The following is a 25,506-nucleotide window of genomic DNA, read 5'->3' as shown; positions in this document are numbered from 1 at the left end:
GGGGGGGGGGGGGGGGGGGGGGGGGGGGAATGCAGGGGGTGGATAGGCAAGGATGCGAGATGCTGCTGGGCCGACCAAGGCACGCCGCGCGTCCCCCTCACCCTAACCCTCTCCCCAGGGGGGAGAGGGGACAGTCCCTCAGTCGATCTCCAGCTCCGTCCGCACGATCTCGGTCAGCGTCACGCCGAGCCGCTGGTCCTCGACGATCACCACCTCGCCGCGCGCGACCAGACGGTGGTTGACCAGCACCTCGACCGGTTCGTCCACCTTGCGCTCCAGTTCCAGCACCGCGCCGCGGCCGAGCTTCAGCAGTTGCGCCACCAGCATGCTGGTGCGGCCAAGGACCACCTGCACGTCCACCGGCACGTTGTAGATCGCGTTCATCGGCCCGTCGTAAGGCTTGTCGCCGGCCTTTTCGGCGGCCTTCTCCGCCTGCTTGGGATCGTCGTCGAGCATGTCGAGGTTCAAGGGAGGCATGAGGGTTCTCGCTCCGGATCGTTAAGGGGCGGGCGACAGTGCCGGCGCCAGGGCGGCGACGGCGCGGTCGGTGAGGGCAGCGACGGCGGCCTCAATGGAAGCCTGGATGGCGGCCGGGTCGCGGCTGACGGAGCCGGCACCCCAGTTGGCCTCCAGGGCGCCGACGGCCAGCGCCGGATCGCCCTGGATGTCGAGGCGTCCCTGGAAGACGCCCTGCCCGGCCAGCCGCTCCTCCAGCGGGCGGCAGAGCGACGGGTGCAGGCGCAGGGTCAGACGGGGGGCCTGCCCGGCAGCGCGCAGGGCATCGACGGCCAGCCGTTCCACCTCGGCGCGGGCGACCTCATCGAGCAGCCGCGGCGCCATCCGGCGGACCAGCGCCAGCAGAACGAAGGCGCCCTGGGCCTCCAGCCGCTCCATCAGAGCGGCATGATCGGTGTCGAGCGCCGCCATCCGCTGTGCCAGCCGGTCGAGGGTGGCCGACAGCTCCGCCTCGATCCGGCGGGCGGCGGCCAGTTCGCCGTCGCGCCGGCCCTGGGCGAGGCCCTCGGCCAGCGCGGTCCGGCGGGTTTTGTCCAGTGCGGCGCGATGGTCGCGCTCGGACAGGCTCGGCAGGTCGAGCGGATCGACGGCATCCGCCTCGTCCGGTTCCACCACTGCGGCGGGCGCGCCGAAGCTGTGGTCGAAGCGGTAGCGCGGATAGGCGGCCATCACGCCACCTCCTCATAGAGCCAGGAGCGCAGGATATCGATGGCCTCGTCCGGATACTGGTCGACCAGCTCGCCCAGCCGGCGGATGGAGGAGGCGCGGACGCGGCCCTCCACCGTGCGCAGCTCGATCAGCTGGTCCATCGTCTCCTCGATGCCCAACTGCGGCGCCATCGGCGCGGCGGCCAGCGCGGCATCGGCCTCCCCGCCGTCGGCCAGCGCCGCACCGGCCGCCGCGGTGACGGCCGGACCGGTAAGCTGCGGCATGGCGCCGCCGGCCGGAGCTGCCAGCGCAGGGGCGGGAGCCTCCGCCACCACCGGTTCCGGCGCCGGGAAGACGCGGCGGATCAGCGGACGCAGGCCGACCAGGATCACCAGGGCGGAGAGCACCAGCAGGATCACCCACTGGATCAGCGTCATGACGTTGCGGGTCAGCGTCTCAGCGATCTCGTCGCCCAGCGGGCGCGGCGCGAGGTCGGGGGCCAGATCGACGAATTCCAGATTGTCCACCGTCACCCGGTCGCCGCGCGCCTCGCTGAAGCCCATGGCGGAGCGGACCAGCTCGCCCAGGCGCAGAAGCTCCTCCGCACTGCGCGGCTCGTACTGGCGGGTGCCGTCGGCGGCGGTCTTCCAGGTGCCGTTGACCAGCACGGCGACGCTGAGGCGGCGGACGTCGCCCGGCTCGATCACCGTTTCGCGGCTGACGTTGGAGATCTCGTAATTGACCGTCTCCTCCTGCCGCTTGGTGTCGTTGGAGGATTGCGGCCCCTGCTGCTGGGCGCGCACGTCGCGCTGCGGCAGGTTCTGTTCGGCGGTGACCGGCGGCTCGCCATTGCTGTCCTGGCTGCGCTCCTGCTCCTGCACGGACTGGGTGGAGCGGATCACCTGGCTGTTGGGGTCGAAGGTCTGGCTGCGCACCACCTCGCGCTTGGTCTCCACCTCGGCGGCGACCTGCACGCGGACATTGCCGGCGCCGAGCCGGGCGGTCAGCATCTGCTCCACCGCGCGGGCGACGCGGGTTTCCGCCGCGACCCGCAACCCGTCGGTGCGCGCCGACGCCAGCCCCGGCCCATCGTCCTCGGTCAGCAGAAGCTCGCCGGAGGAGTCCATCACCGTCACGGCGCTGGGCTTCAGGTTGGGCACGGCGGCGGAGACGAGATGACGGATCGACAGGGCCTGTTTGCGGTCCATCGACCCCCGGCCGCGCATGCGCACCACCACCGAGGCCGTCGGCTTCGGCGCGCTGCGCGAAAACTCCTCGCGCTCCGGCAGGACGATGTGGACGCGGGCGGCCTCGACACCGGACAGCGTCTCGATGGTGCGGCCCAGCTCCCCTTCCATGGCGCGCAGGCGGTTGATGCGCTGCATGAAGCTGGTGATGCCCAGCGGCTTGTCGGTGTCGAACAGCTCGTAGCCGACACCGCCATGCGCAGGCAGGCCCTTTTCCGCCAGCGCCATGCGGACGCGGGAGACGTCGGCCTGCGGCACGCTGATCGTCGTGCCGTCGAAGCCGGCATTGACCGGCACGCCCATGTCCTGGACCGCCTTGGCGATGCGGCCAGCCTCCGCCGGTTCCAGTCCGCTGTAAAGGGCGGTCATGTGCGGCTGCGACAGCAGCAGCGCCATACCGGCGACCGCCAGGACGATGCCGAGCCCGGTGCCCGCCAGCACGAGCAGCCGACCGCGCCCCAAGGACCGCAAGGTGTCGATCAGACTGTCCACGGTTCCCCGCACCTTTAAAGTTTCTGAAAATCGGCGGGCCTAGTCTTCGCCCTGCGCACCCCGTCACGCTAACGACGCGACTTTTAAGCGGAGTAAAAAACGGGGATGTCGCCAAAGACAAAGCCGCTAAAACTTTAAAGAACGCTCGGTTGATTAAAATTTTCGGCAATGTCCGGTGGGATGGAGCGATGATTACACGGTTGGGCATGGCGAAGACAGGGGCGGGAGCGGCACGGGACGAGGTGCTCGACCGGCTGCGTGGATCGGGGCGAATCCTGGTGGTGGCCTTGCCGGTCGCCCGGCTGCTCGCCGGCCTTGCGGCGCTGGGCGCGGTGGCGGCGGCCGGGCTCGGCGGCTACTGGCTGGCTGCCGGCCCGCAGGCGGTCGAGCAGCTGTGGACCCGCTCGGCGGAGACGGCGCCGGCCGATGCCGTGATCGACATGCCGGAACTGGTGGTCAACCTTCGCCGCGACACGCCGTCCCGCTTCCTGAAGATCGGCCTGTCCCTGACCGTCGCCCACCGCGACCGGCAGGCGCTGGAACAGGCGATGCCGCAGCTGACCGACAGCCTGCAGGAGTTTCTGCGCAATCTGGACCAGGACGATCTTGAGGGATCGGCCGGGCTTCACCGCCTGCGCAGCGAGATCAAGCGCCGCTTCAACCTGATCCTGTCCGACCCCGCCGGCCGGCGCGACGTCGTCACCGACGTTCTGCTGCGCAGCCTGCTCACGCAATAGCGACCTCCAGAGGCACCGGATGACGACCGACACCCCCGCCCCGCCTTCCACGACCATGCCAGCCCCCCAATCCCCTCCGGCCGAGGATGCGGACTGGTCGGACGCCGCGTGGGAACTGGCCGCGGCCCAGCAGACCGCCGCTCCCGCCCCGCCGCAGGCCGAGGAGGCCGCGGCGATGGCGGAGGCGATGCGGGAGGCGCTGGCCGGCGAGACCAAGACGCTGAGCCAGGAGGAGATCGACCGGCTGCTGAATTTCGGCGCGCCGGAAGGCGGCGGGCCGGAGATGAGCGCCATCCAGCGGCTGGTCAGCTCGACGACGGTCAACAAGGACCGGCTGCCGATGCTGGACGTGGTGTTCGACCGCATGGTGCGGATGCTGAACACCTCGCTGCGCCAGTTCGCCTCCACCAACGTCGAGGCGTCGCTGTCGAAGATCGAATGGCTGCGCTACACCGACTTCCAGGACGCCATCGAGCTGCCGGCCCTGATCGGCGTCGCCCGCGCCGAGCCGTGGGACAACCAGATGCTGGTGACCATCGACAGCGCGCTGATCTATTGCATGATGGACGTGCTGCTGGGCGGTCGGCGGTCGAGGCCGGGGCGGATCGACGGGCGCGCCTACACCTCCATCGAACGCAAGATGACCGAGCGGATGATGAAGGTGGTGCTCCAGGATCTGGGGCAGTCCTTCGACCCGCTGGCCCAGGTCGATTTCGTCTTCGACCGGCTGGAGGTGAACCCGCAGTTCGCCACCATCACGCGGGCCACCAACGCCATCATCCGCGTGCGCATCGCCGTGGAGGTGGAGCGCCGCATCGGCCACATCGACATCGTCATCCCCTACGCCACGCTGGAGCCGGTCCGCGGCAAGCTGGTGCAGATGTTCATGGGCGAGAAGTTCGGCCATGACACGGTGTGGGAAAGCCACCTGAAGAACGAGCTGATGCGCTCCAAGCTGGAGCTGGTCGCCGTGCTGGCGGAGACCAAGGTGCCGCTGGGCGAGGTGCTGGCCTGGCAGAAGGGCCAGTCGCTGAAGCTGCGCATAAACCCCGATTCCACCGTCCTGGTCTTCAGCAAGACCATCCCGCTGTTCGCCGGACACATGGGACAGCGCAACGACAACATCGCGGTGAAGATCGACACCGATCTCGACACCAAGCAGGAGCTGATCGATGGTCTCCTTTCTCATTGATGCGGCCCTGGCGGTGATGCTGGTCACGGCGACCGCCTATCTGGTCATCGTCAACAAGCGGCTGAAGCTGCTGCGCACCGGCCAGTCCGAGATCAACGCCCTGGTGTCGACCTTCTCCAAGTCCATCGACGACACCGACGCCTCGATGAAGCGCATGGTGGCGTCGGCGACGGAGATCGCCGCCCGGCTGTCCGACGATCTCGACCGCGCCCGGGGCATGAAGGAGGACATGGCGCTGATCCTGGGCTCCTGCGAGCGCGCCACCGCGCGCATGGAGGAGTCGGTCCAGCACGCCCGCGCCCTGCTGCGCCGCCTGGACGAGGGCGCGATGGCAAGCTCTGCGCGCGCCGCGCGCAACCGTACGCGACCGGAAGAGGGTGATGAGGCCAGGAGCGTGACCAGGGACGCGGAGGTCGCACCCGCTTCTCCGCTGCTTTCGGCATTGAAGGCGGCGGACGTGGACAAGGGCGAGTTCCAGGCGCTCGAAGCGGCGCTGCGCGCGGTTGCCGGCCAGCCTGTCGAGGCCGCCGCGCCAGTCCCAGCGCCAGTCCCAGCGCCCGCTTCCGGGTCCGCCGGCCCGGCGAAGGCGGCGGCCAGCGCCTTCTATGCGCGGCTGCGCACCGTCGGGTCGGAGGCGTCGGCATGATCCCGCGCATCCTTCCCGTCACCCTGGTCGCCGTGCTGATGGTGCTGCCGCTGAAGCTCGGCGCCCTGGTCGACGGCTTTCCGGTCATCGCCCAGCAGTTCGACCGCGAGTTCGGCGCCCATGAACGGCCCTGGGCGACCGACCTGAAGGCGAACGACGGCAAGGCCACGGCGGAGGCGGCGCCCACACCGCTGCCGCTGCCACAGCCGATGTCCACGCCGGTCGCCGAAATCCCGCCGCCGGTGGCGCTGGCGCCGCCCAACTGCACCGATCCGCTGCTGCGCGCCGCCATCGACGAGCAGAAGACCGACACGTCCGGCCGGCAGAACCGCCTGCGCGAAGCCGAGGCGGTGCTCGCCGCCACCGAGGCGCGGGTCGGCACGCAGATCCAGCGGCTGAACGGGGTGAAGCGCGAGGTCGAGGCGCTGATGAGCCAGCGCTCCACCCTGGCGCAGGAAGACCTGAAGCGGATGGTGGCGATCTACGAGGCGATGAAGCCGCGCGACGCCGCCCGCATCCTGACCGACATGGAAACCGACATGGTCGTCGATGTGCTGGACCGCATTTCCGAACGGCGCGCCGCGCCGATCCTGGCCGAGATGGCCGACGCCAAGGCACGCGAGGTGACGCGGCTGATCCTGCAACGCCGCGCCCTGCCCGGCGACCGCAAGGCCGCTCCGGCGGTCGTCGGGGCCGCAGTTCCCGTCACCGCCATGCCGCGCCCCACCCTGACCAATTGAGCGCCATGACCAGCATGCCCGATGCCGTCGCGGCCCCGTCGCGCCCGACCCAGACCCAGCGCGGCGGTTCGTCCGGCGACGACGCGCGCGATGAGGATTTCGCCAGTCTGGTCGACGAGGCCGCCGACGAGGAGCCCGACGATGCGGCCCGCCCCGACCGCTTGCGCAAACGCAGGGACCCGCGGCCGGACGATCCCGTCGCCGCGCAGGGCGCAATCGTCCAGGCGGTGGTGCAGGCGGTCGTCCAGGCTGGCGGCACCGACGCGCCGCTGATGCCCTGGATGGCGGCCATCGTTCCGCCGTCCGACGCGACTCCCACCGTCTCACCGGCTCTGACAGCGGCGGTCCCTGAAGCTGGGCCGGACTCCGCCGTGCCCAAAGCCGGACAACCCGCCGGTATCGGCAGGCACCCCGCCGAGCAAGCCGCGGCGACCGCATCGACGACCGCACCGGCAGCCATTCCGCAGCCGACGCCGGAACCGTCCGTCTCCAATGGACCGGCCGGGAAGAGCGGACCGGATCAGGTGGCACCGGCCGACATGGCGACACAGGGCAGCGCCGGGCAGACGGCGGAGGCGCCGGCGCCGCTCCAGGCCGTACAGGCCACCCTGCCGGCCGCAACATCCGCGACACCGGGCACGACCGCAGAGGCAACGCCCTCCCCGGACGGGCGGGAGAGCAGGCGCGACGAAAGCACCGATCCCCGCACCGCCGTCCGTGGCGTGCGAGGCGGTCGTCAGAATACCGCTGCCGGCAATGCCGGCCAGCCGGCCGCTGCATCCGCGTCCTCCCAACGCGGCCAGCCGGCACCCGATACCGCTCCCGCCCCCGCCGGTCGGGATGCCGTCCTTCCCTTCGGCGCTCCCCCGGCCACGGGCGGCGGCGACGCGGCGGCCACCGGGTTCGAGGCGGTGCCGCCCCTGCCGGCCCAGGCGGCGACGCATTATGCAGCAGCCGCCGCGTCCGGCCGGGCCGCCACCGCGCACAGCCCGGCGATGGCGCAGCTGGCGGCCCCCCTGGTGCGGGTTGCCGAGTCAGGCGGCGGCGAGTTCCACATCGACCTCGCCCCGGCGGAGCTTGGCCGCATCCGCGTCGTCGCCGACGTCAGCGACGGCAAGGTCTCGCTGACCGTCCAGGCCGAACAGGCCGACACGCTGGCCCTGCTGCGGCGCGACCTGACGCAGCTGGAACGCGCGCTCGGCGATGCCGGCCTGTCGCTCGACAGTTCCAGCCTCCAGTTCTCGTTGCAGGGCGACGGCCAGTCGCGCGGTTTCGCCGCTCCCGACCGCGGCGGCAGTTCCGGCGGCTGGCGCATGCAGGCCGAGGCTGTTCCCGAACCCGTTGCCGACCGGTCGTTGCGCCCGATCGACGGGCTGGTCGACGTCACCGTCTGAACAGGAAAGACTTCCCCAATGACCACCACGCCCAGCACCGCCCCGACGACGGCCGCCACCAGGACGGCCGCCACGGAAGAGCCCAAGAAGGCCACGGTCGATTACGAATCCTTCCTGAAGCTGCTGACCGCCCAGCTGCGCAACCAGGACCCGCTGGCGCCGATGGACGCCACCCAGTTCATGACCCAGCTGGCACAGCTGTCCACGGTGGAGCAGTCGATGCGCTCCAACGACACGCTGGGCAAGGTGCTGGACACGCTGAAGAGCAGCGGCATGCGGATGGACATGGCCCTGCTCGGCCGCAAGGTGGAGGTGGCGTCCGACCAGCTGTCGCTGACCGGCGGCAAGGCGGAGGCCGCCTACACCGTCGACGGCACGCCGGCTTCCGTGAAGCTGGAGGTGCTGAACGGTGCCGGCAGCGTCGTCTACAGCGCCCCCGGCTCGCTGAAGACGGGCCGGCAGGTCTTCGACTGGACCGGCAGGACCGCCAGCGGCGGCACGGCGCCCGACGGGGTCTATACGCTGCGGGTGACGGCGAAGGACAAGGACGGCAAGACGCTGACCAGCGCCACCGTCGTCAGCGACACGGTCGCCGAGGTGCGCAGTGTCGACGGCGCCAGCAAGTTCGTGCTGAAGAACGGCGCCACTGTGGAGTCGAGCGCGGTGCTGTCGGCATCGTGACGGAACAATCCCTCTCCCGGCGGACTCTCCCTCTCCCCCCGGGGAGAGGGGATTCTTGGAAGAAAGGGCACTCTTACAGCCGCGTGTTGTCCTGACGCAGCAAGCGGTCGATCAGCACGGCACGGACCGGCTGGGCGCTCTCGCGGCCGGTGAGGGAGCCGTTGGCGCCGGCCAGCAGCGCAATCGCCACCCCTTGCGGATCGACCGCCGGGCCGTTGAAGCGGCCATGGCCGGCAAGGTCGAAAAGGGCCTCCAGCATGGCGCTGCGCGCGTGCGGCAGGCGGCGGCGGACCAGGAGCGCGTCGTCGGCGCTGGACGCCTCCAGCGTGACCTGGGTCAGGATGAAGGCGACGGTCCGCCCGCGCTCCAGCATCGGCACGACCAGTTGGCCGGCCTCCACGTAATAGGGACCGCCGGCGACGGTTTCGGCGGGGGCCGCGGGGGCGGCCTCCTGCGGGGCCTCGAACCGGCCGAAGCCGTAGCCGCCGGCGAAGGCGAGGGCCGCGGCCACGGCGAACAGCAGGACGGCTTTCATGGCGCGGGCTCCCGAACAGGCCGGATCATCAGAAAGGCAGAATCACGTCCAGCACCTGCTGGCCGTAGCGCGGCTGCTGCACGTCGGTGATCTGGCCGCGGCCGCCATAGGTGATCCGCGCCTCGGCGATCTTGTCGTATTCGATGGTGTTGGCGTTGCTGATGTCCTCGGGACGGATCACGCCGGCGATGCGCATCTCGCGCAGCTCGTAATTCACCCGCACCTCCTGCCGGCCGGCGATGACGAAATTGCCGTTGGGCAGCACCTGGGTCACCACGGCGGCGACGCGCATGGCGATGCGCTCGTTGCGCTGGATGGTGCCGTTGCCGCTCGACGTGCTGGAACTGTCGAGATCGACCAGACTGGACGGATCGACCGCGTCGGGCAGGATGGCGGGAAGGCGGCTCTCCAGCCCGAAGAAGTTGGGCAGCCCGGCCTTCTCGTTGTTGGTGCGCCCGCGCTGGGTGCTGTTGCGCAGCTGCGCCTGGTCGGAGATGTCGATGACGACGGTCAGCAGGTCGCCCACCGCCTTGGCGCGCGGATCGCGGAAGAAGTCGCGCGACCCGGTGCGCCACAGCGAGCTTGGGATCTGCTCGGCCGTCGACGGCTGCGGCATCGGCAGCGAGATGACGCGGGCCTCCGGCTGCATCGCCGGGTTGGAGATCTCCGACAGGGAAGGAGCGCTGCCGATGTCGGCCAGCCGCGCGCAGCCGCCGGCGCCAAGCGACAGCAGCAGGATGGGGACGAGCGCGGTGCGCATGACGGAAGCTCCCTTGATGAGATGGCCTAGGGCCGTGCCGCTTGCGGAACCCGCGGGCCGCTGACCGACACGGTCTCGGCCCCGGTGACGGTGCCGGTGACGACGGTGCTGCTGGCGATGTTCATGACGCGGACGCTGTCGCCGACGCCGCCCTCCTGCAACGCCCGCCCGCGGGCGGCCAGCAGCAGCGCGCCGTCCTCGTAGACCAGCGTCACCGGCCGGTTGCGCTGGACGACGATGGGGGCGCCGACCGAACCGACCTGGACCAGCCGCCCGGCGGAGAGCTGGCGGCGCGGCGACTGGCCGACCAGCGCATCGGCGGTGGCGATGAAGCCGGCCCCGGCACGGTCGAGCGACAGGCGCATGGTGGTCAGGTCCGACGGCTCGATCACCTCGCCCGGTCGGATGCGGCGGACCGGCACCGGCATCGTCACCTCCACGTCGGCCCGGCCGCTCAGCTCGACGGCATGGCCGTTGCTGAGGATGCGGGCCTGGAAGATGCCGGTGCGGGGGTCGAGCGCGATGTCGCGCACGGCATCCACAGGCCCATCGAAGGGACGGCCCAGCGTCAGCGCCACCTGGGCGTCCGGCGGCACCGACGGGCCGAGGGAGGCCAGAAGCTCCTCCGCCAGCCGCGTCTCGACAGGACCGGCAGCAGCCGGAAGGGGAAGCGCCAGCATGGTCCCGAGCAGGAGAACGGAGAGCGGCCGGCGGAGGGATTGCAACACGACGATCACCGCATATTGGTCATGGTGGAGGCCATCTGGTCGCCGGCCTCGATCACCTTGGCGTTCATCTCGTAGGCGCGCTGGGCGGAGATCAGTTCGGTGATTTCCTGCACGACGTTGACGTTGGAGGATTCCAGGTATTTCTGGCGGATGGTGCCGAAGCCGGCTTGGCCCGCCAGCCCCTCCTGCGGTTCGCCCGAGGCCGGGGTGGCGCGGAACAGGTTGTCGCCCAGCGCCTCCAGCCCGCTGTCGTTGACGAACACCGTCATCGCCAGCTGGCCCTGGTTGACCGGCTGGGCCTTGCCGTCGACATAGGCCAGCACCTCGCCGGAGCGGTTGATCACCACCTCGCGCGTGCCCTGCGGCACGGTGATGCCAGGGGCGACGGTGAAGCCGTCGGCGGTGACGATGGTACCCTCCGGCGACAGCTTGAAGCTGCCGGCGCGGGTGTAGACGGTCTCGCCGCCGGGCTGGGTCACGTTGAAATAGCCGCGCCCTTCGATCGCCAGATCCAGCTCGTTGCCGGTCGAGGTCAGGTTGCCGGTGGTGTTGATGCGGTTGACCGAGGTCGGCCGCACGCCCAGCCCCACCTCGACGCCGGTCGGCACGATGGTGCCGCTATCGGTCGACTGGCTGCCCTGCCGGCGCTCCGCCTGATACATCAGGTCCTGGAATTCGGCGCGCGAGCGCTTGAAGGCGGTGGTGTTGATGTTGGCGATGTTGTTCGAGATGACCTCGACGTTCATCTGCTGGGCCATCATCCCGGTGGACGCGATGCTGAGCACGCGCATGGACGGACTCTCCCTCTGGAGATTTTAAGAGGATTTGCCGAGGCGGTTGATGGCGGAGCGCAGCAGGTCCTGGCCGTCGTCCACCATCTTGGTCACCGCCTGATAGTCGCGGGTCAGGTCCATCATGCGGCCGATCTCGACGATGCCCTGCACGTTGGACCGCTCGATCTTGCCTTCCACCAGCCGGGTGTCGGGGGCGGGGCGCGCCTCCATGCCGTCGGCCGGCTCGAACAGCAGGTCGCCGGTCTGCTTCAGCGCCTGCGGGCTGTCGAAGCGCGAGACGGCGATGCGGGAGACCACGGCGCCGTCGGCCGACAGCAGCCCGTCGGACCCGATGGTGATCCTGGATGCATCGGACGGGATGACGATGGGCCGGCGGCCGTCGTCGAGCACGGCGTACCCGTTGGGGCCGACCAGCGTGCCGTCGGCATCGCGGCGCAGCCGGCCGTCGCGGGTGTAGCGCACGCCGTCCGGCGTCTGCACCGACAGGAAGCCGTCGCCGTCCAGCGCCACGTCATAGGGGTTGCCGGTCTCGGTGAAGGCGCCGGCCCGCAGGTCGGTGTAGGTGGAGCGGTCGATGGTGAAGGCGATGCGGTCGGTCGGCTTGCGCCCGCCCGCCTCCATCGCCGCTTCGAACAGGGTGCGCTCGCCACGGAAACCGACGGTATTCATGTTGGCGACGTTGTTGGCGACGACGTCCAGCTGCCGCCGCAGCGCCATCTGGCGCGACAGTCCGATGTAAAGCTGGTTCTCCATCGCCGAACACTCCGGTTTTGAACTCCGCCTTAATCTGGACGAGGCAGTTTAAAGCCGGGTTTCAACCTGAACCATTCCGGCGGATGCCTTGCCGGACTTGGCACAGGTTTGGCGATCATTTCGATAAAATGCGAGACGACTGTGATGAAACGGCGCCCGGATACCGCACTGACGCTTGGTTCGACACTGGTCCTTGCCCTGCTGTCGGGGACGGCGCAGGCCGCCGTCCGGGCTCAGCTGGGCGATCACGGCGACTATTCGCGGCTGGTGCTGTCGGTGCCGAAGGGGATGGAGCCGGTGGCGGTCGTCGACGGTTGCGTCCTGCGCATCGCCGTGCCCGATCCGGTGCGCTGGCCGCTGGCGAGCCTGCGCGACAGCTTTTCCCGCCGGCTGTCGGACTTCGTCACGGCGGACGGTGGGCGCAGCCTGACCGCGACGGTGCCCTGCGGGGCGCGGGTGGTGAGCTTCATGGAGCGGCGGAACCTGATCGTCGATGTCGGCGGGCCGCCGGTTCCGGGGGTGAAGCCGGAGGCGCCGGCGGATGGGACGATGGAGGGGACGCCGGATGCGGTGGTCGCCACTGTGCCGCAGGCTTCGGCGCCTGTCACTGTCGCCGAGGTCGTTGAAGCGCTGAATCCTATCGGCACAGCGAATGCTGCGCCTGTCACCCTCGCACCCCAGGAGCAATCCCCTCTCCTCGGGGGGGAGAGGGAGACGCCGCCCCTCCCCGTCGTCGCCAGCCTGGAGGGCGAAATCCGCGACAGCATCCAGCAGACCCTGCGCCAGTTGGAGCGCATGCCGGAACGCCCAGCGAAACCCGTCCCGCAAACCGCCGAACCGCCCAAGCCGCCCGCTCCGCCGCCCATCGGGGCGATGGACATCGCCGGCTGGGCCGGGGACGATTTCAACCGCACGCGCGAGGCTCTGCAAAGGGCGCTCGACACGGCGCAGGGCCGCGCGCGGGTAGAGGCGCAGATCGCGCTGGTCCGCTTCCTGCTGGCCCGCGCCATGGATGAGGAAGGGCGCGCGGGGTTGGAGACGGCGGCCAGCCTGTCGCCGGCGCCCGACCAGCGCTATGGCCTGCGCATCCTGGGCGACGCCTTCCGTGCGCTCGACCGCGAGGACGCGCCCGACGACAACCTGTTCGTCCAGCTGCCGGCCGGCGCCATGCCCGACCATCATGTCTGGCGCAGCGTCGCGCTGGCGCCGAGCCGCTGGACGGCGGCGAAGGAGGGGCTGCCCATCGCGCTGCGCCGGCTGCTCGACTATCCGGCCGATCTGCGCAGCCGGCTGCTGACCACGCTCGCCGCCGCGGCCGACGAGGCAGGGGACAGCGCGGCGCTGAACCTGATCGTGCTGGAGATGATCACCGTCGATTCGACGGGCATGGCCGACGGGCGGTTGGATTATTTCCGCGGCCGCTTGGCGGAGCTGAAGGCGACGCCCGGCGCGGCGCCCGAGGCGGCTCTGGACCGCTACGACGCCGCAGCGGCCTTGCGCCGCGGTCCCTTCGCCCGCCGGGCCGAGGTGCGCGCCATCGAACTGCGCCGCGGGCTCGGGCGGCTGGACGAGGACGGTGCCATCAAGGCGCTGGAAGCCCTGCGCTTCGCCTGGCGCGGCGACGATGTGGAGACGGATGCGCTGGCGGCGCTCGGCGGCGCCTATGCCCGCAGCGGCAGGACCGAAGCGGCGCTCGACATCTTCGGCCTGCTGGGGCGGCGTTTCGGCGCCACCGCGCGCGGACGCGACGCGCTGGCGGCCGGGCGGACCCTGCTGGCCGCCGTGCTCGACCGGCTGGAGCAATCCCCGCCCGGCGGGCTCTATGCGCTGGCGTTGCAGGCACGCCATGGACGGCTGGTGACGCTGGTCGACGGCTCGGATGGCGGGTTGCGGCTGCGCCTCGCCACCTTGCTGCTGCGCGACGGCTATGGGCTGGAGGCGACCCGCATCCTGCATGCGCTGACGGAAGGCGCCACCGGCCCGCGCCGGGCGGAGCTTGGCGCCACGCTGGCCCGCGCCCTGATCGACGGCGGGCGCGAGGGGGAGGCGCTGGATGTGCTGGCCCGCACCGGTGGCGCGGCGCTGGAGCCGGCCCTGGCCGAACGCCGCGCCCTGCTGCGCGCCGACGCGCTGCTCGGCGACGGCGACACCGTACGGGCGCTCGACGCGCTGCGCGGCCTGAGCGGGGCGGAGGCGGCGCGGCTGCGGGCCGAGGGGCTGTTCGCGGCCGGCGAATGGCGGGCGGCGCGGAGCGCCTTCGCCGAACTGGCCGCCACCGGGACGGAACCGACGGCCGACGATCTGGCCTTGCAGGGGCTGTCGGCCTATCTGGCCGGCGACGCCGATGCCTCGCGCGGTTTCGGCGCGGCCCAGCGCGCGCGGCTGGCCGGCACTCGCTGGGCCGGGCTGCTCGATGCGCTGGCCCCGCCGCCGGCCGACGGGCCGCTGCGCGCGGAGTCGGTGGAGCGTGACCTTGCCGCGGCGACCGCGCTCGACCGGCTGGCGCGCGGGTGGCGGAAGTCCCCCTGACCGTTCGGCCCCGATCCGTAAAGCCGCTTTAAACGGCGGGCTGTAGCGTCGGCGGACCGTTGCCCCCAATCGCGATGGCCTTTGCACATCCGGAGAAGAAGACATGCGCTTGATGTTCGGGTTGATCGCGGTGTTTGCCAGCGTGCTCGGCGGGTTCTACGCGATGGGCGGGCGGATGGCGGTGCTGTGGCAGCCGGTGGAGATCGTCATCATCATCGGCGCCGGCATCGGCGGCTTCGCCATCGCCAACAGCCCGGCGGTGCTGCGCGACACGCTGCGCGCCGTCGGCACCATCGCCCGCGGGCGGACCACGCCCAAGAACGACTATCTCGACATGATCGCGCTGGTCTACGGGCTCTTGCGCGTCGCCAAGTCCAAGGGCATGTCGCAGATCGAAACCGACATCGACAAGCCGGCCGACAGCCCGCTGTTCACCCAGTACCCCAACGTCCTGCGCTATGACCGCTGCATCACCTTCCTGTGCGACTATCTGCGCCTGATCGCGCTGGGCCAGGACAACCCGCACGACCTGGAATCGCTGATGGCGGAAGAGCTGGACACGCTGGGCCGCGAGCTGAACCAGGTGCCGAAGGCGTTGCAGAACCTTGCCGACGCGCTGCCGGCGCTGGGCATCGTCGCCGCGGTGCTGGGCGTCATCAACGCCATGGGCGCGATCAGCGAGGCGCCGGAGGTGCTGGGCCGGATGATCGGCGGCGCGCTGACCGGCACCTTCCTCGGCGTGCTGCTCTCCTACGGCATGGTCGGTCCCATCGCCAGCGCCGCCCGCCAGCGCCGCGAATCGGAGCTGAATATGTATTTCTGCATCAAGGCGGCGCTGTGCGCCTATCTGCGCGGCAGCCCGCCGCAGGTCTGCGCCGAATATGCCCGCAAGGTGCTGTACACCGACATCCAGCCCAGCCTTGCCGAGGTCGAGGTCGCCACCGCGCTGTCGTCGCAGGCCAAGGCCCGCGACGCCCGTCAGCCGGCGTGACCGGCCATGCCGCGCAAGACCGCCCTGCCCCCGATCATCGTCAAGCGCCACCTCGGCGGCCACGAGGAAGAGGAGCACAACGGAACCTGGAAGCTGGCCTACGCCGACTTCGTGACGGCGATGATGACCTTCTTCCTGGTGATGTGGCTGATGAACATCACCACCACCGAACAGCGCAAGGGAATCGCCGACTACTTCAACCCGGTCGCGGTGTCGCAGAGCAATTCCGGCGCCGACGGCATGCTGGCCGGCCGTTCGGTCGACAAGACCGGATCGCTGACCACCCCGAACGCCGCCGGCGATCAGGCGAGCCCGGTCGCCTCCCCGCCCGTCGTCGCCTCGGTCGGCGACAGCGACCGCCAGCCCGCCGGCCGCAAGGACCCGATGCCCCACCCGCCCGGCGGCACGGCCCCGCCGGTGGACCTGCTGCGCCCCGCGACGGAAAGCGCGCCCGCAGCCCCCTCAGCGGAACCGCCCGCTCCCACTGTCCAGGCCACCCGTGCCGAGCTGGAGGCGCTGCTCGACCGCCAATCCTCCGAACTGACGGAGAAGGTGGCGCTGGAGTCGCTGGAACGGGATCTCCGCCAGCGCATCGCCGCGTCGCCGGACCTCAGCGCCCTGCAAGGCAGTCTGGTGATCCAGCAGGTACCGGAGGGGCTGCGCGTCCAGCTGACCGATCAGGCCCGCTTCTCGATGTTCAAGGTCGGCTCGGCCCAGATGAACGACCAGGGGCGGCGGCTGATGCGGATGGTGGCGTCGGCGCTCGGCTCGGTGCCGAACCCCATCGGCATCACCGGACACACGGATGCGCTGGGCTATGCGCCGGATGCGAAGTACGGCAACTGGGAACTGTCGAGCGACCGCGCCAACGCCGCCCGCCGCGAACTGCTGGCCAGCGGCATTCCGGGCGGGCGCATCGTCCGGGTGGAAGGGCGGGCCGATCTGGACCATTTCGGCGCCAGCGACCCGCTGGACCCCAGCAACCGGCGGATCAGCATCACGCTTCTGCGCCGGCCGGCGGGGCAATAGGCGAAAACAATCAAGCCGGAAAGGCAATCAAAAGAAAAAGCCTTGCGCATTTTAACAAAACCGCCGGCTTTTTCTTTTAAAGCCCCTTTAAAACCCCTTCGCTACCGTTAACCCCGCCAGTCATCCGCGGAGAATCCCGGAACGCACACCTTCCCTTCCGTTCGTCGTCATTGCGACGGCCCGTTCGACGGTTGACCAGAGGATTCCAAGGATGAGCCTTTACAGCGCCATGCGGTCCGGTGTCAGCGGCATGTCCGCGCAAAGCTCGCGCCTTGCCGCCATTTCGGACAACATCAGCAATTCGCAGACGGTCGGCTACAAGCGGGCCACTGTGGATTTCTCCACCCTGGTCACCTCGCCCGGCAGCCGCAGCACCTACACGGCAAGCGGCGTGCAGTCCGCCACGCACTATCAGATGCAGCAGGACGGCACGATCCTCGGGACCAGCTCGACCACCGACATGGCGATCAGCGGCAACGGCTTCTTCGTCGTCGGCAACAAGGCGTCCGGCACGCCGCAATATTCGCTGACCCGCGCCGGCAGCTTCCTGCCCGACGAAGCCGGCTTCCTGCGCAACAATGCCGGCCAGTATCTGGAGGCCTGGAAGCTGAACCCGGACGGCACCATGCCGAACGTCAGCAGCTCCCGCTTCGACGACCTCCAGTCGGTGAATGTCGGCAATCTGGTCTATGGCGGCAGCAAAACGACGCAGATGGATTTCTCCGGCAATTTGCCGGCCCAGGCCGCGACCGGCGACAGCTTCACCAGCAGCCCGACCTTCTATGACGGGCTGGGCAACCCGCTCGACCTGTCGATGACCTGGACCAAGGCCGCCGGCCCCAACCAATGGACGCTGACCGCCACCGGCCCGGCCGGCTATACCGTGACCGGCGCGCCGGTGACGCTGACCTTCGCCGCGACCGGCCCCTATGCCGGCAAGCCGGTGGACGGCGCCGGCCTGCCACTCGACCCGATGCCGGGCCTCACCGTCACCTCGCCGGCAACGCCGACCGCCGACAGCTTCACCCTGTCGCTCGGCAACCTCACCCAGCTGAACGGCGACTACGTGCCGACCGTCACCGGCGACGGCGCCAAGGTCGGTCAGGTCACTTCGGTCAACATCGACGACAGCGGCAAGCTGTGGGTGATGTACGACAACGGCGCCCGTCAGGCGCTGTACCAGATCCCGATCGCCACCGTCACCAACCCGGACGGTCTGGTCGCCCAGGACGGCAACACCTACACGCTGGGCGCGGACACCGGGACCCTGACGCTGGGGGCGGGCAAGCAGGGCGGCGCCGGCAGCGTCATCGGCAGCGCGCTGGAACAGTCCAACGTCGACATCGCGACCGAGCTGGTGTCGCTGATCGAGACGCAGCGCGCCTACTCGTCCAGCGCCACCCTGGTGCGCACCGCCGACGAGATGGTCGAAGAAACCACGCGCCTGAAGCGCTGAGCCCAGTTCCGACGGAGTCCCGGCCATGAGCGTCCAACTCGCCCTCACGTCCGCCCTGTCCGGCCTGCGCACGACGCAGCAGCAGGCGGCGATGGTGTCCCACAACCTCGCCAACGCCACCACCGCCGGCTATGTGCGCCGCGACCTCGACCTGTCGGCGGTCACCACCGCGGGCCGAGGTGCAGGGGTGCGGGTCGACGCCGTCGCCCGCAAGGTGGACGAGCTGCTGATCCGCGATGCGCGGTTCGAGACCAGCCGCTACAGCGGGCAGGAGGCGCGCGCGTCCGCACTGGCCGACTATGCGCTGGTGCTGGGCCAGCCGCAGGACGAGAAGTCGGTCTCGACCCAGTTGTCGAAGCTGCAACAGGCCTTCTCCCGCCTGCACGACATGCCCAACGACGACGCGGCGCGGAACGCCGTGGTGTCGCAGGCGACGGCTCTGGCCGGCGGGCTGAACCGTGCCGCCGAGGCGGCGCAGACGGTGCAGGACGACGCCAGGGGCCGGCTCCAGACCTCCGTCGATACGGTGAACACCTCGCTCCAGCGCATCAGCGACCTGAACGGCAAGATCGCGACGCTGGAGACGCGCGGCGGCGATGCCGGCGACCTGCGCGACCAGCGCGACCGCCTGCTCGATCAGGTCTCCCAGGAGATCGGCATCCGCACCTACAGCCGCGAGGACGGCCAGGTGGTGGTGATGACCCGCAACGGCCAGACCCTGCTCGACCACCCGCTGGCCACGGGCGAGCAGCCGCTGACCCTGCTAGGGGACGAGGTGATGGCGAACGGCGTCGCCCTGTCGGCCAACCCGGACAGCGAAATCCAGAGCGGCCGCATCATGGGCTATGTCCAGACCGTCAAGCAGGACATGCCCCGCGCCATGGCGCAGCTGGACGAGCTGGCCGCCGGCCTCGTCCAGGCCTTCCAGGGGGCGGAGGCCGACCCGACCCAGCCCGGCCTGTTCACCGATGCAGGCGCCGCCTATGGTACCACCGCCGGGCTGGCCTCGCGCATTGCCGTCAACGACGCGGTGCGGACGGAAAGCTGGCGGGTGCAGAGCGGCGTGCAGGCGGCGGCCCCGCTCCAGCCGGGCGACCAGACGCAGATCGAGACGTTCCAGGCCGTCTTCACCGGCACCCGCAGCTTCGCCGCCACCGACATGCCGGCCAACGCGACGCTCGGCAGCTACGCCACCGCCATGGTGTCGGCCCAGCAGGGCTACCGCACCGGGGCGGAGTCGGAGATGAACGCGCGCAAGATCAGCGCCGACACGCTGGAGACCGCCCGCATCAACCGCGACGGCGTCAACATCGATGACGAGATGCAGAAGCTGCTGCTGATCGAGCAGAGCTACGGAGCCAGCGCCCAGGTGGTGCAGGTCGCCGGCCGCATGATCGACATCCTGTTGCAGATCAAGGGGTAAGCCGATGCTGTACAATGCCCTGTCCACGCTGGGGATGAGCCGGTCTCTGCAAAGCACCATGACCCGGCAGCAGATGGAGCTGACCCGCGCCAACGAGGAGGTGTCGACCGGCGTCCATGCCGACGTCGCCGCGACCATCGGCGCCGGCACCGGCCGCGACATCGCCCTGCGCAACCTGTTCGACCGCACCGACGAGTATGTGAAGACCACCGACCTGCTCGACGGCCGGATGAAGACGATGGACAGCGCGATGACCAGCATCCTCGCGTCGGGCACCGACCTGCTGGCCGCCGCCTCGACGGGGCTGGGACAGCAGTCGCCGACCGGGACGTCTCTGCAAATCCGCGCGCGCGGCGTGCTGGATCAGGTGGTCGGGCTGCTGAACGCCTCGTCCGGCAACAGCTATCTCTTCGCCGGCACAGCACTCGACCAGCCGCCGATGCGCAATGTCGACGGCGACAAGTCGGGCCTGCGCTCGCCGATGCAGATCGTCAGGGACGCCATCCGGTCGGCCACCGGCGGCACCGCCATGCCGGTCACGGCGGCGGAGACCGCGGCGGTCGTCGCCCGGCTCGACGATCTGTTCGCAGTGCGCGATCCGGCGACCCCGGCCCCCGCCCCGCTGACCGACAGCTTCGAGGGTGGCCTCTACACCGGCACCACGGCGATGCAGCCGGGCGGCACCGCATCGCCGCGCGTCAGCGGCCAGCCGGCGGAGTCCACCGGCATCGCCTATGGCGTGCAGGCAAACGACCCGATGATGCGGCAGATGCTGGAGGGCATCTACATGCTGGCGGCGGTCGATACCTCGCAGATGGATGTCGACGCCTATCCCGACTACATCAGGACTGCGGTCGACAAGCTGTCCGGCGGCCTCGGCAAGCTGCGGGAGGCGACGGCGCAGCTCGGCATCCAGCGCGCCCAGCTCGCGACGCTGGCCGAACAGCACAAGACGCAGAAATCGATCCTCAGCCTGCAGATCGACAATCTGGAAGGGGTCGATCCCTACGAGGCCAGCACGCGGATCAGCCAGCTGGAGGCGCAGATCGACGCCACCTCCAGCGCCACCGCGCGCATCGCCAAGCTGCATCTGACCAACTACCTCTAGGCCGCATCGACATGAGCCCCGGCATCCAGGTCCCCCTATCGTACCGGCTCCGGCCGGCCTTGCGCCGTGCCATGGTGCTGGCCGGCGGACTGCTGCTGGCGTTCGGCATGCTGTCGGCCGTGCCCGTGGCGGCGCAGACACGGGTGAAGGATCTGGTCACCTTCGACGGGGTGCGCCGCAACCAGCTGGTCGGCTACGGCCTTGTCGTCGGGCTGAACGGCACCGGCGACCGGCTGATCAACACGCCCTTCACCGAACAGAGCCTGAAGGGGATGATGGAGCGGCTGGGCATCAACACCCGCGGCGAGACCCTGCGCACCCGCAACGCCGCGGCTGTCATGGTGACGGCCAGCCTGCCGCCCTTCCCGCGCCAGGGCACCACTGTGGATGTGACGGTCTCGGCGCTCGGCGACGCCACCAGCCTGCTGGGCGGCACGCTGGTGGTGACGCCGCTGCTGGGGGCCGACGGCGAGGCCTATGCCGTGGCCCAGGGGCCGCTGTCGGTCAGCGGCTTCACCGCCGGCGGGGCGGCGGCGACGGTGACCAAGGGCGTGCCGACCACCGCCCGCATCGCCAACGGCGCCACGGTGGAGCGCGAGCTGAAATTCGCGCTGAACGATGTCGGCGCGGTGCGGATGGCCCTGCGCAACCCCGACTTCACCACGGCGATCCGCATCGCCGACGCGGTGAACGGCCGGCTCGGCACCGGCAACGCCCGGGTGGTCGACCTGACCACCGTCGACGTGCGGATCACCGGCTCTTATGTCGGCAACGTCTCCCGCCTGATCGGCGAGATCGAACAGCTGGCGGTCCGCCCCGATGCCGTCGCCCGCGTGGTGGTGGACGAGCGCAGCGGCACAATCGTCATCGGTGACGATGTCCGGGTCAGCCGGGTCGCCATCACCCAGGGCAACCTCACCGTCCGCGTGGTGGAGACGCCGCAGGTGTCGCAGCCGCAGCCCTTCAGCAACGGCTCCACCGTCGTCGTGCCGCGCACAGACGTGCAGGTTCAGGAAGGCAACGGCCGCCAGTTCGTGACCGTCGGCGGCAATGTCAGCCTGCAACAGCTGGTCAACGGGCTGAATGCGCTGGGGGTGGGCCCGCGCGACATGGTCGCCATCCTCCAGGCCATCAAGGCAGCCGGCGCCCTGCACGCCGACCTCGAAATCATCTGAACGCCGGAGACGACGATGGACATCGCCGCAACGACCCTCCGCAGCCCTGCGACGCCCACGCCGACAACCGCGACGCCGGCCATCCCCACCCCGGAAGCGGCCGACAAGGTTGCGAAGGAATTCGAGGCGATGCTGGTCGGCCAGCTGATGGAAAGCATGTTCGCGGGCATGCGCGAAAGCCCGCTGTTCGGCGGCGGCGGTCCGGCGGAAAAGCCGTGGCGCAGCATGATGTTGCAGGAATACGGCAAGGCCATCGCCGAATCCGGCACGCTCGGCATCGGCAGGATGACGCACGACGAGATCGTCCGCCTCTACGCGGCCCAAGCGGAGCAGCGCTCATGAGCGTCACCCTCAAGGACCTGATCCACGAATTCGCCCCCGACCGGCGGCCCGAACAGGCGGAGGCCGTGGGACCGGCCGCTCCCGATCCCGGCTATGACGGTGCCACCGCCCTGCTGGTGCGCGACTTCCTCGACGCGGTGGAGGCGCTGTCCGCCGTCCTGGAGGAGGAATCCGCCTGCATCGCCGCCGGCATGCTCGACCGGCTGGAGGCCTTCGCCCACCGCAAGGCGGCGATGGCCGAGCAGCTGGAAGGCGCCGTCCTGCGCGCCCGCGACGAGGGCATCCGCCTGCCCGACGATCTGCGCACAATGACGCTGGAGCGCATCGACCGGCTGGAGCGGGCGGTGTCGGTCAACGCCTCCGGCCTTGTCGCCCTGCGCAAGGCGGTGCTGACCATCAACCGCAACCTGCTGACCGCGCTGGAAAAGGCATCGAGCGACGGCACCTATGCCCGCGACGGGCAGGCCCGCCGGCCGGTGGAGCTGTCGGCCTCCGGCCTGAACGCCACGCTGTAGCGCCTGTTGGTATCTGATCGACTTTAGCGGCCCTTCACGCTGGACAGCTCGCCGGCCTGTTCCAGCTTGATGATGCTGGCGACCAGCGCGCGCTGGAAGCCGCGGGCATCGGATGGCAGCGACACACCGGCGCCGGTCGGCCAGAATTCGACGAAGGCGAGGCTGCCCTCCTCCCCCGCACCCGGCCATTCGAAGGCGACGCCCAGCCCGATCTCCTTCGTCGTCCGCCGATGGTCGGTGACGAGGATCTGCGCTTCCCAATGCATGCCGCCGGCGCCCTTGTCGGCCCGCTGCTGGCTCCAGTTCCGCAGATAGTCGCGGAAGGTCTCCGACTGGCGGTCGAGCCGCACATAGCTCGAGCGGTCGGTCACCGTCTGCGCCAGCTTCGTGGTGTAGCGCGCCTGGGCGAGCGCCCGCGTCACGTCGGCGCAAAGCTCCTCGATCTGGGCGAAGCTGCGCTTCACCGTGTCGGCAAGCGCCGCCGCCAGGGCCGGACCGGTCGGCGCCGCCGCGGCGTGGTCCTTGCGATACATGTCGAAGAGATCGTCCGAATCGCCCATCGCCATCACCACGCCACCGTCAAGGTCATCACCGCATGGGATGGACCGCATCCGTCAAATTCAGCAAAAACATGTTAATAGCCGGTGAAGCGGCGCCGGGAACAGCTGGTTTGGTGCCGAGAAAGCCCAAATATCCTCACGTCATCGCTTCTTCATCGAAACGGCATAAGATCATATCGGGTGATCAAGCACATGTAAGGCCCCGGATACTGTAAGGACACACCCCCCATGCGCAGGCTGTTCGCACCGGTTTTCTTCGTGGCCTTGGCGCTGCCCGCTGGTGCCGCTTCGGCGGCCGCGGTGGAGGTCGGCCCCCGCCCCTATTTCCTGATCGACCAGATCCGCAATCCGGAGCTGAAGGCGAAGCTGGAGGCCTGTGCCGACAAGCCGCTGGAGAAGAAGCTCTTCTCCATCGCCCACCGTGGCGCGCCGATGCAGTTCCCGGAGCACACCCTTCAGTCCTACCGCGCGGCGGCACGGATGGGTGTCGGCATCCAGGAATGCGACGTGGCCTTCACCGCCGACAAGCAACTCGTCTGCCGTCACGCCCAGAACGACCTGCACACCACCACGAACATCCTGGCAACCGACCTCGCCAGGAAATGCACCAAGCCTTTCACTCCGTCCGACGGGGACAAGCCGGCCTCGGCTGAATGCCGCACCAGCGACATCACCCTGGCCGAGTTCAAGAGCCTGACCGGCAAGATGGATGCCGCCAATACCAAGGCGACCAGTGTCGATGCCTATATGAAGGGTACGCCCGCCTGGCGCACCGACCTGTATGCCGCGGCCGGCGGCACGCTGATGACCCATGCCGAGTACATTCAACTGGTCAAGGCGCAGGGTCTGAAATTCACGCCCGAACTGAAGGCGCCTGCGGTCGACATGCCGTACCAGGGCTGGACCCAGGAGAATTACGCCCAGGCGATGATCGACGAATACAAGGCCGCCGGCATCCCGCCGGAGGATGTGTTCCCGCAGTCCTTCAACCTGTCCGACATTCTGTACTGGATCAAGGCCGAGCCGGCTTTCGCCAGGCAGGCCATCCTGCTGGATGAGCGGGACGAAACTGACAAGAATTTCAACCACATGGACCCGGCCACCTTCAAGCCCTCGATGCAGGAGCTGAAGGAGATGGGCGTCAACTACATCGCCCCCTCGCTGCCGCTGCTGGTGACCGTGGAGAATGGCAGGATCGCTCCGTCGGCCTACGCCAGGGAAGCCAAGGCCGCCGGGCTGAAGATCATCACCTGGTCTCTGGAGCGCTCGGGCCCGCTACAGAAGGGCGGCGGGTATTACTATAAGTCGATCAACGAGATCGTGAACAACGACGGCATGATCTATGAGCTGGTCGATGTGCTGGCCCAGCAGGTCGGCGTCGAGGGCATCTTCTCGGATTGGCCGGCGACCGTCACCTATTACGCGAACTGCATGAACCTGAAGTAAACAGCGAAACGCCCCGTCTCTTTCGAGGCGGGGCGTTCGTGATCTGGATGAAGATGCAAGCATTTGGCTTTCTTGTATTGAGCGTCTCATGTGCCTGAGCGACCTGGCGGCGACCTACTCTCCCACGTCTTAAGACGCAGTACCATTGGCGCGGAGGCTTTTCACGGCCGAGTTCGGGATGGGATCGGGTGTTTGACACCTCGCCATGACCACCAGGTCACCGAGGCACAAGACCGACGCTGTTACCGAAAGCGCTTAATGCTTGTTCAGTGCAAGAGTTGAGGATGTATCGAACGGCGATGCGCTGGTCAAGCACTGCTTTCAAGCAGGCTTGCTGCTGCGCATGGCGCGGTGAATTGTGGTGTCGAGATCAAGCCGATCGAGCGATTAGTAAGGCTTAGCTTCAAGCATTGCTGCCCGTCCACATGCCTCCTATCGACGTGATGGTCTGTCACGGCTCTCAAGGGAGCTCTGGTTTAGAGGTGGGTTTCCCGCTTAGATGCTTTCAGCGGTTATCCCGTCCATACTTAGCTACCCGGCCATGCCACTGGCGTGACAACCGGTGCACCAGAGGTATGTCCATCCCGGTCCTCTCGTACTAGGGACAGATCCTCGCAAAACTCCGACACCCACGGCAGATAGGGACCGAACTGTCTCACGACGTTCTAAACCCAGCTCACGTACCACTTTAATCGGCGAACAGCCGAACCCTTGGGACCTGCTCCAGCCCCAGGATGTGATGAGCCGACATCGAGGTGCCAAACGACTCCGTCGATATGGACTCTTGGGAGTCATCAGCCTGTTATCCCCGGCGTACCTTTTATCCGTTGAGCGATGGCCCGTCCACGTGGAGCCACCGGATCACTATGGCCGACTTTCGTCTCTGCTCGACTTGTCAGTCTTGCAGTCAGGCGGGCTTATGCCATTGCACTCGACGAGCGATTTCCGACCGCTCTGAGCCCACCATCGCGCGCCTCCGTTACACTTTGGGAGGCGACCGCCCCAGTCAAACTACCCGCCATGCAGGGTCCCGGACCCGGATAACGGGCCACGGTTAGATGCCAGAGAC

The 25,506-nt window shown here is 69.2% G+C and carries 25 protein-coding genes and 2 rRNA genes (1 of these 27 only partly in view); 16 read left to right on the top strand and 11 right to left on the bottom strand.

Features of this window, described 5'->3' with window-relative positions; all coding sequences use genetic code 11:
- Positions 1-138: 138 nt before the first annotated feature.
- Genes fliN through fliF form a run of 3 tightly spaced genes read right to left on the bottom strand, consistent with a single transcriptional unit; the run spans position 139 to position 2,903 of the window.
- Positions 139-477, bottom strand: a complete 339-nt coding sequence (gene fliN, locus TSH64_RS15350; RefSeq protein ID WP_109446131.1) for a flagellar motor switch protein FliN — start codon at positions 475-477, stop codon at positions 139-141.
- Between the two features lie 21 nt (positions 478-498).
- Entirely contained in the window at positions 499-1,185 is a 687-nt protein-coding gene (locus TSH64_RS15345) for a flagellar assembly protein FliH (protein WP_199237563.1), read from the bottom strand.
- Positions 1,185-2,903 carry a flagellar basal-body MS-ring/collar protein FliF gene (fliF, locus tag TSH64_RS15340; protein ID WP_247872954.1) on the bottom strand — a complete coding sequence of 573 codons (1,719 nt, stop codon included), beginning with the start codon at positions 2,901-2,903 and terminating at the stop codon, positions 1,185-1,187. The genes TSH64_RS15345 and fliF overlap by 1 nt, the downstream gene beginning before the upstream one ends.
- A 188-nt stretch (positions 2,904-3,091) precedes the next feature.
- Between fliF and TSH64_RS15335 the strand changes: the two genes are divergently transcribed.
- The 6 genes from TSH64_RS15335 to TSH64_RS15310 are packed head-to-tail and all read left to right on the top strand — an operon-like array spanning position 3,092 to position 8,293.
- A complete protein-coding gene (locus TSH64_RS15335) occupies positions 3,092-3,640 on the top strand; it encodes a flagellar basal body-associated FliL family protein (protein ID WP_247872953.1) in 549 nt (182 codons plus the stop codon).
- Positions 3,641-3,659: 19 nt separating this feature from the next.
- The gene (gene fliM, locus TSH64_RS15330; protein WP_247872952.1) at positions 3,660-4,832 is read left to right on the top strand and encodes a flagellar motor switch protein FliM; all 1,173 of its coding nucleotides are present in this window, start codon (positions 3,660-3,662) and stop codon (positions 4,830-4,832) included.
- Positions 4,813-5,478, top strand: coding sequence for a DUF6468 domain-containing protein (locus TSH64_RS15325; RefSeq protein WP_109446123.1), 666 nt, complete (start codon positions 4,813-4,815; stop codon positions 5,476-5,478). The genes fliM and TSH64_RS15325 overlap by 20 nt, the downstream gene beginning before the upstream one ends.
- Positions 5,475-6,218 carry a flagellar motor switch protein gene (locus tag TSH64_RS15320; protein ID WP_109446121.1) on the top strand — a complete coding sequence of 248 codons (744 nt, stop codon included), beginning with the start codon at positions 5,475-5,477 and terminating at the stop codon, positions 6,216-6,218. The genes TSH64_RS15325 and TSH64_RS15320 overlap by 4 nt, the downstream gene beginning before the upstream one ends.
- Before the next feature lie 5 nt (positions 6,219-6,223).
- Positions 6,224-7,612, top strand: coding sequence for a flagellar hook-length control protein FliK (locus TSH64_RS15315; protein WP_109446119.1), 1,389 nt, complete (start codon positions 6,224-6,226; stop codon positions 7,610-7,612).
- 18 nt (positions 7,613-7,630) lie between these two features.
- Entirely contained in the window at positions 7,631-8,293 is a 663-nt protein-coding gene (locus TSH64_RS15310; RefSeq protein ID WP_109446117.1) for a flagellar hook assembly protein FlgD, read from the top strand.
- Between the two features lie 73 nt (positions 8,294-8,366).
- On the opposite strand, the gene TSH64_RS15305 is transcribed toward TSH64_RS15310, so the two are convergent.
- From TSH64_RS15305 to flgF, 5 genes are read right to left on the bottom strand one after another with little or no spacing between them, the layout of a single operon-like run.
- A complete protein-coding gene (locus TSH64_RS15305) occupies positions 8,367-8,828 on the bottom strand; it encodes a hypothetical protein (protein WP_109446115.1) in 462 nt (153 codons plus the stop codon).
- A gap of 28 nt (positions 8,829-8,856) precedes the next feature.
- On the bottom strand, positions 8,857-9,588 hold the full coding sequence (gene flgH / locus TSH64_RS15300; RefSeq protein WP_109446113.1) for a flagellar basal body L-ring protein FlgH: 732 nt from the start codon (positions 9,586-9,588) through the stop codon (positions 8,857-8,859).
- Between the two features lie 26 nt (positions 9,589-9,614).
- On the bottom strand, positions 9,615-10,316 hold the full coding sequence (gene flgA / locus TSH64_RS15295; protein ID WP_247872951.1) for a flagellar basal body P-ring formation chaperone FlgA: 702 nt from the start codon (positions 10,314-10,316) through the stop codon (positions 9,615-9,617).
- A 5-nt stretch (positions 10,317-10,321) separates the two neighbouring features.
- Positions 10,322-11,107, bottom strand: a complete 786-nt coding sequence (flgG, locus tag TSH64_RS15290) for a flagellar basal-body rod protein FlgG (RefSeq protein ID WP_098735494.1) — start codon at positions 11,105-11,107, stop codon at positions 10,322-10,324.
- Between the two features lie 24 nt (positions 11,108-11,131).
- Positions 11,132-11,863 carry a flagellar basal-body rod protein FlgF gene (gene flgF / locus TSH64_RS15285; RefSeq protein ID WP_109446109.1) on the bottom strand — a complete coding sequence of 244 codons (732 nt, stop codon included), beginning with the start codon at positions 11,861-11,863 and terminating at the stop codon, positions 11,132-11,134.
- Positions 11,864-12,007: 144 nt separating this feature from the next.
- Between flgF and TSH64_RS15280 the strand changes: the two genes are divergently transcribed.
- The 9 genes from TSH64_RS15280 (at position 12,008) to TSH64_RS15240 (ending at position 22,431) form a co-directional block, all read left to right on the top strand.
- Complete coding sequence (locus TSH64_RS15280) at positions 12,008-14,392, top strand: hypothetical protein (protein WP_109446107.1); 2,385 nt, start codon at positions 12,008-12,010, stop codon at positions 14,390-14,392.
- Positions 14,393-14,495: 103 nt separating this feature from the next.
- Entirely contained in the window at positions 14,496-15,383 is an 888-nt protein-coding gene (gene motA, locus TSH64_RS15275; RefSeq protein ID WP_098735491.1) for a flagellar motor stator protein MotA, read from the top strand.
- 6 nt (positions 15,384-15,389) lie between these two features.
- Positions 15,390-16,412, top strand: coding sequence for a flagellar motor protein MotB (locus TSH64_RS15270; RefSeq protein ID WP_109446105.1), 1,023 nt, complete (start codon positions 15,390-15,392; stop codon positions 16,410-16,412).
- A 211-nt stretch (positions 16,413-16,623) separates the two neighbouring features.
- Positions 16,624-17,868 (top strand): flagellar hook protein FlgE, encoded by a 1,245-nt coding sequence (locus TSH64_RS15265; protein ID WP_109446103.1) that lies wholly within the window; start codon positions 16,624-16,626, stop codon positions 17,866-17,868.
- Positions 17,869-17,893: 25 nt separating this feature from the next.
- Positions 17,894-19,291 carry a flagellar hook-associated protein FlgK gene (gene flgK / locus TSH64_RS15260; RefSeq protein ID WP_109446101.1) on the top strand — a complete coding sequence of 466 codons (1,398 nt, stop codon included), beginning with the start codon at positions 17,894-17,896 and terminating at the stop codon, positions 19,289-19,291.
- A 4-nt stretch (positions 19,292-19,295) separates the two neighbouring features.
- Positions 19,296-20,399, top strand: coding sequence for a flagellin (locus tag TSH64_RS15255; RefSeq protein ID WP_109446099.1), 1,104 nt, complete (start codon positions 19,296-19,298; stop codon positions 20,397-20,399).
- Between the two features lie 11 nt (positions 20,400-20,410).
- Positions 20,411-21,574, top strand: coding sequence for a flagellar basal body P-ring protein FlgI (locus TSH64_RS15250; RefSeq protein WP_109446097.1), 1,164 nt, complete (start codon positions 20,411-20,413; stop codon positions 21,572-21,574).
- A gap of 15 nt (positions 21,575-21,589) precedes the next feature.
- A complete protein-coding gene (locus tag TSH64_RS15245; protein WP_109446095.1) occupies positions 21,590-21,916 on the top strand; it encodes a rod-binding protein in 327 nt (108 codons plus the stop codon).
- Positions 21,913-22,431: a flagellar protein FlgN gene (locus TSH64_RS15240; RefSeq protein ID WP_109446093.1), complete on the top strand. Its 519-nt coding sequence runs from the start codon at positions 21,913-21,915 to the stop codon at positions 22,429-22,431. Before TSH64_RS15245 ends, TSH64_RS15240 begins: the two co-directional genes overlap by 4 nt.
- Before the next feature lie 23 nt (positions 22,432-22,454).
- Here the strand turns inward: TSH64_RS15240 and TSH64_RS15235 are convergent, their stop codons facing one another.
- Positions 22,455-23,042, bottom strand: a complete 588-nt coding sequence (locus TSH64_RS15235) for a hypothetical protein (RefSeq protein WP_247872950.1) — start codon at positions 23,040-23,042, stop codon at positions 22,455-22,457.
- A gap of 177 nt (positions 23,043-23,219) precedes the next feature.
- Here TSH64_RS15235 and TSH64_RS15230 point away from each other — a divergent pair, with 177 nt between their 5' ends.
- Entirely contained in the window at positions 23,220-24,437 is a 1,218-nt protein-coding gene (locus TSH64_RS15230; protein ID WP_109446091.1) for a glycerophosphodiester phosphodiesterase family protein, read from the top strand.
- A gap of 101 nt (positions 24,438-24,538) precedes the next feature.
- On the opposite strand, the gene rrf is transcribed toward TSH64_RS15230, so the two are convergent.
- Positions 24,539-24,654: ribosomal RNA gene (gene rrf, locus TSH64_RS15225) — 5S ribosomal RNA — on the bottom strand.
- Between the two features lie 149 nt (positions 24,655-24,803).
- Positions 24,804-25,506 (bottom strand): 23S ribosomal RNA (locus TSH64_RS15220); it runs 2,044 nt beyond the window's last position.

The sequence above is a fragment of the Azospirillum sp. TSH64 genome (assembly GCF_003116035.1).
Taxonomy (GTDB): domain Bacteria; phylum Pseudomonadota; class Alphaproteobacteria; order Azospirillales; family Azospirillaceae; genus Azospirillum.
This window is presented reverse-complemented; position numbering and strand designations above follow the sequence as displayed.

What these genes read in the sequence shown, in the direction of transcription:
- TSH64_RS15305 (WP_109446115.1), bottom strand. Translation starts at nt 8,828, where the DNA reads ATGAAAGCCGTCCTGCTGTTCGCCGTGGCCGCGGCCCTCGCCTTCGCC.
- TSH64_RS15255 (WP_109446099.1), top strand. Translation starts at nt 19,296, where the DNA reads ATGCTGTACAATGCCCTGTCCACGCTGGGGATGAGCCGGTCTCTGCAA.
- TSH64_RS15265 (WP_109446103.1), top strand. Translation starts at nt 16,624, where the DNA reads ATGAGCCTTTACAGCGCCATGCGGTCCGGTGTCAGCGGCATGTCCGCG.
- TSH64_RS15250 (WP_109446097.1), top strand. Translation starts at nt 20,411, where the DNA reads ATGAGCCCCGGCATCCAGGTCCCCCTATCGTACCGGCTCCGGCCGGCC.
- motA (WP_098735491.1), top strand. Translation starts at nt 14,496, where the DNA reads ATGCGCTTGATGTTCGGGTTGATCGCGGTGTTTGCCAGCGTGCTCGGC.
- fliN (WP_109446131.1), bottom strand. Translation starts at nt 477, where the DNA reads ATGCCTCCCTTGAACCTCGACATGCTCGACGACGATCCCAAGCAGGCG.
- TSH64_RS15325 (WP_109446123.1), top strand. Translation starts at nt 4,813, where the DNA reads ATGGTCTCCTTTCTCATTGATGCGGCCCTGGCGGTGATGCTGGTCACG.
- TSH64_RS15320 (WP_109446121.1), top strand. Translation starts at nt 5,475, where the DNA reads ATGATCCCGCGCATCCTTCCCGTCACCCTGGTCGCCGTGCTGATGGTG.
- flgK (WP_109446101.1), top strand. Translation starts at nt 17,894, where the DNA reads ATGAGCGTCCAACTCGCCCTCACGTCCGCCCTGTCCGGCCTGCGCACG.
- TSH64_RS15235 (WP_247872950.1), bottom strand. Translation starts at nt 23,042, where the DNA reads ATGCGGTCCATCCCATGCGGTGATGACCTTGACGGTGGCGTGGTGATG.
- TSH64_RS15245 (WP_109446095.1), top strand. Translation starts at nt 21,590, where the DNA reads ATGGACATCGCCGCAACGACCCTCCGCAGCCCTGCGACGCCCACGCCG.
- TSH64_RS15335 (WP_247872953.1), top strand. Translation starts at nt 3,092, where the DNA reads ATGATTACACGGTTGGGCATGGCGAAGACAGGGGCGGGAGCGGCACGG.
- TSH64_RS15240 (WP_109446093.1), top strand. Translation starts at nt 21,913, where the DNA reads ATGAGCGTCACCCTCAAGGACCTGATCCACGAATTCGCCCCCGACCGG.
- TSH64_RS15230 (WP_109446091.1), top strand. Translation starts at nt 23,220, where the DNA reads ATGCGCAGGCTGTTCGCACCGGTTTTCTTCGTGGCCTTGGCGCTGCCC.
- TSH64_RS15310 (WP_109446117.1), top strand. Translation starts at nt 7,631, where the DNA reads ATGACCACCACGCCCAGCACCGCCCCGACGACGGCCGCCACCAGGACG.
- flgH (WP_109446113.1), bottom strand. Translation starts at nt 9,588, where the DNA reads ATGCGCACCGCGCTCGTCCCCATCCTGCTGCTGTCGCTTGGCGCCGGC.
- fliM (WP_247872952.1), top strand. Translation starts at nt 3,660, where the DNA reads ATGACGACCGACACCCCCGCCCCGCCTTCCACGACCATGCCAGCCCCC.
- flgG (WP_098735494.1), bottom strand. Translation starts at nt 11,107, where the DNA reads ATGCGCGTGCTCAGCATCGCGTCCACCGGGATGATGGCCCAGCAGATG.
- TSH64_RS15315 (WP_109446119.1), top strand. Translation starts at nt 6,224, where the DNA reads ATGACCAGCATGCCCGATGCCGTCGCGGCCCCGTCGCGCCCGACCCAG.
- TSH64_RS15345 (WP_199237563.1), bottom strand. Translation starts at nt 1,185, where the DNA reads ATGGCCGCCTATCCGCGCTACCGCTTCGACCACAGCTTCGGCGCGCCC.
- flgF (WP_109446109.1), bottom strand. Translation starts at nt 11,863, where the DNA reads ATGGAGAACCAGCTTTACATCGGACTGTCGCGCCAGATGGCGCTGCGG.
- TSH64_RS15270 (WP_109446105.1), top strand. Translation starts at nt 15,390, where the DNA reads ATGCCGCGCAAGACCGCCCTGCCCCCGATCATCGTCAAGCGCCACCTC.
- TSH64_RS15280 (WP_109446107.1), top strand. Translation starts at nt 12,008, where the DNA reads ATGAAACGGCGCCCGGATACCGCACTGACGCTTGGTTCGACACTGGTC.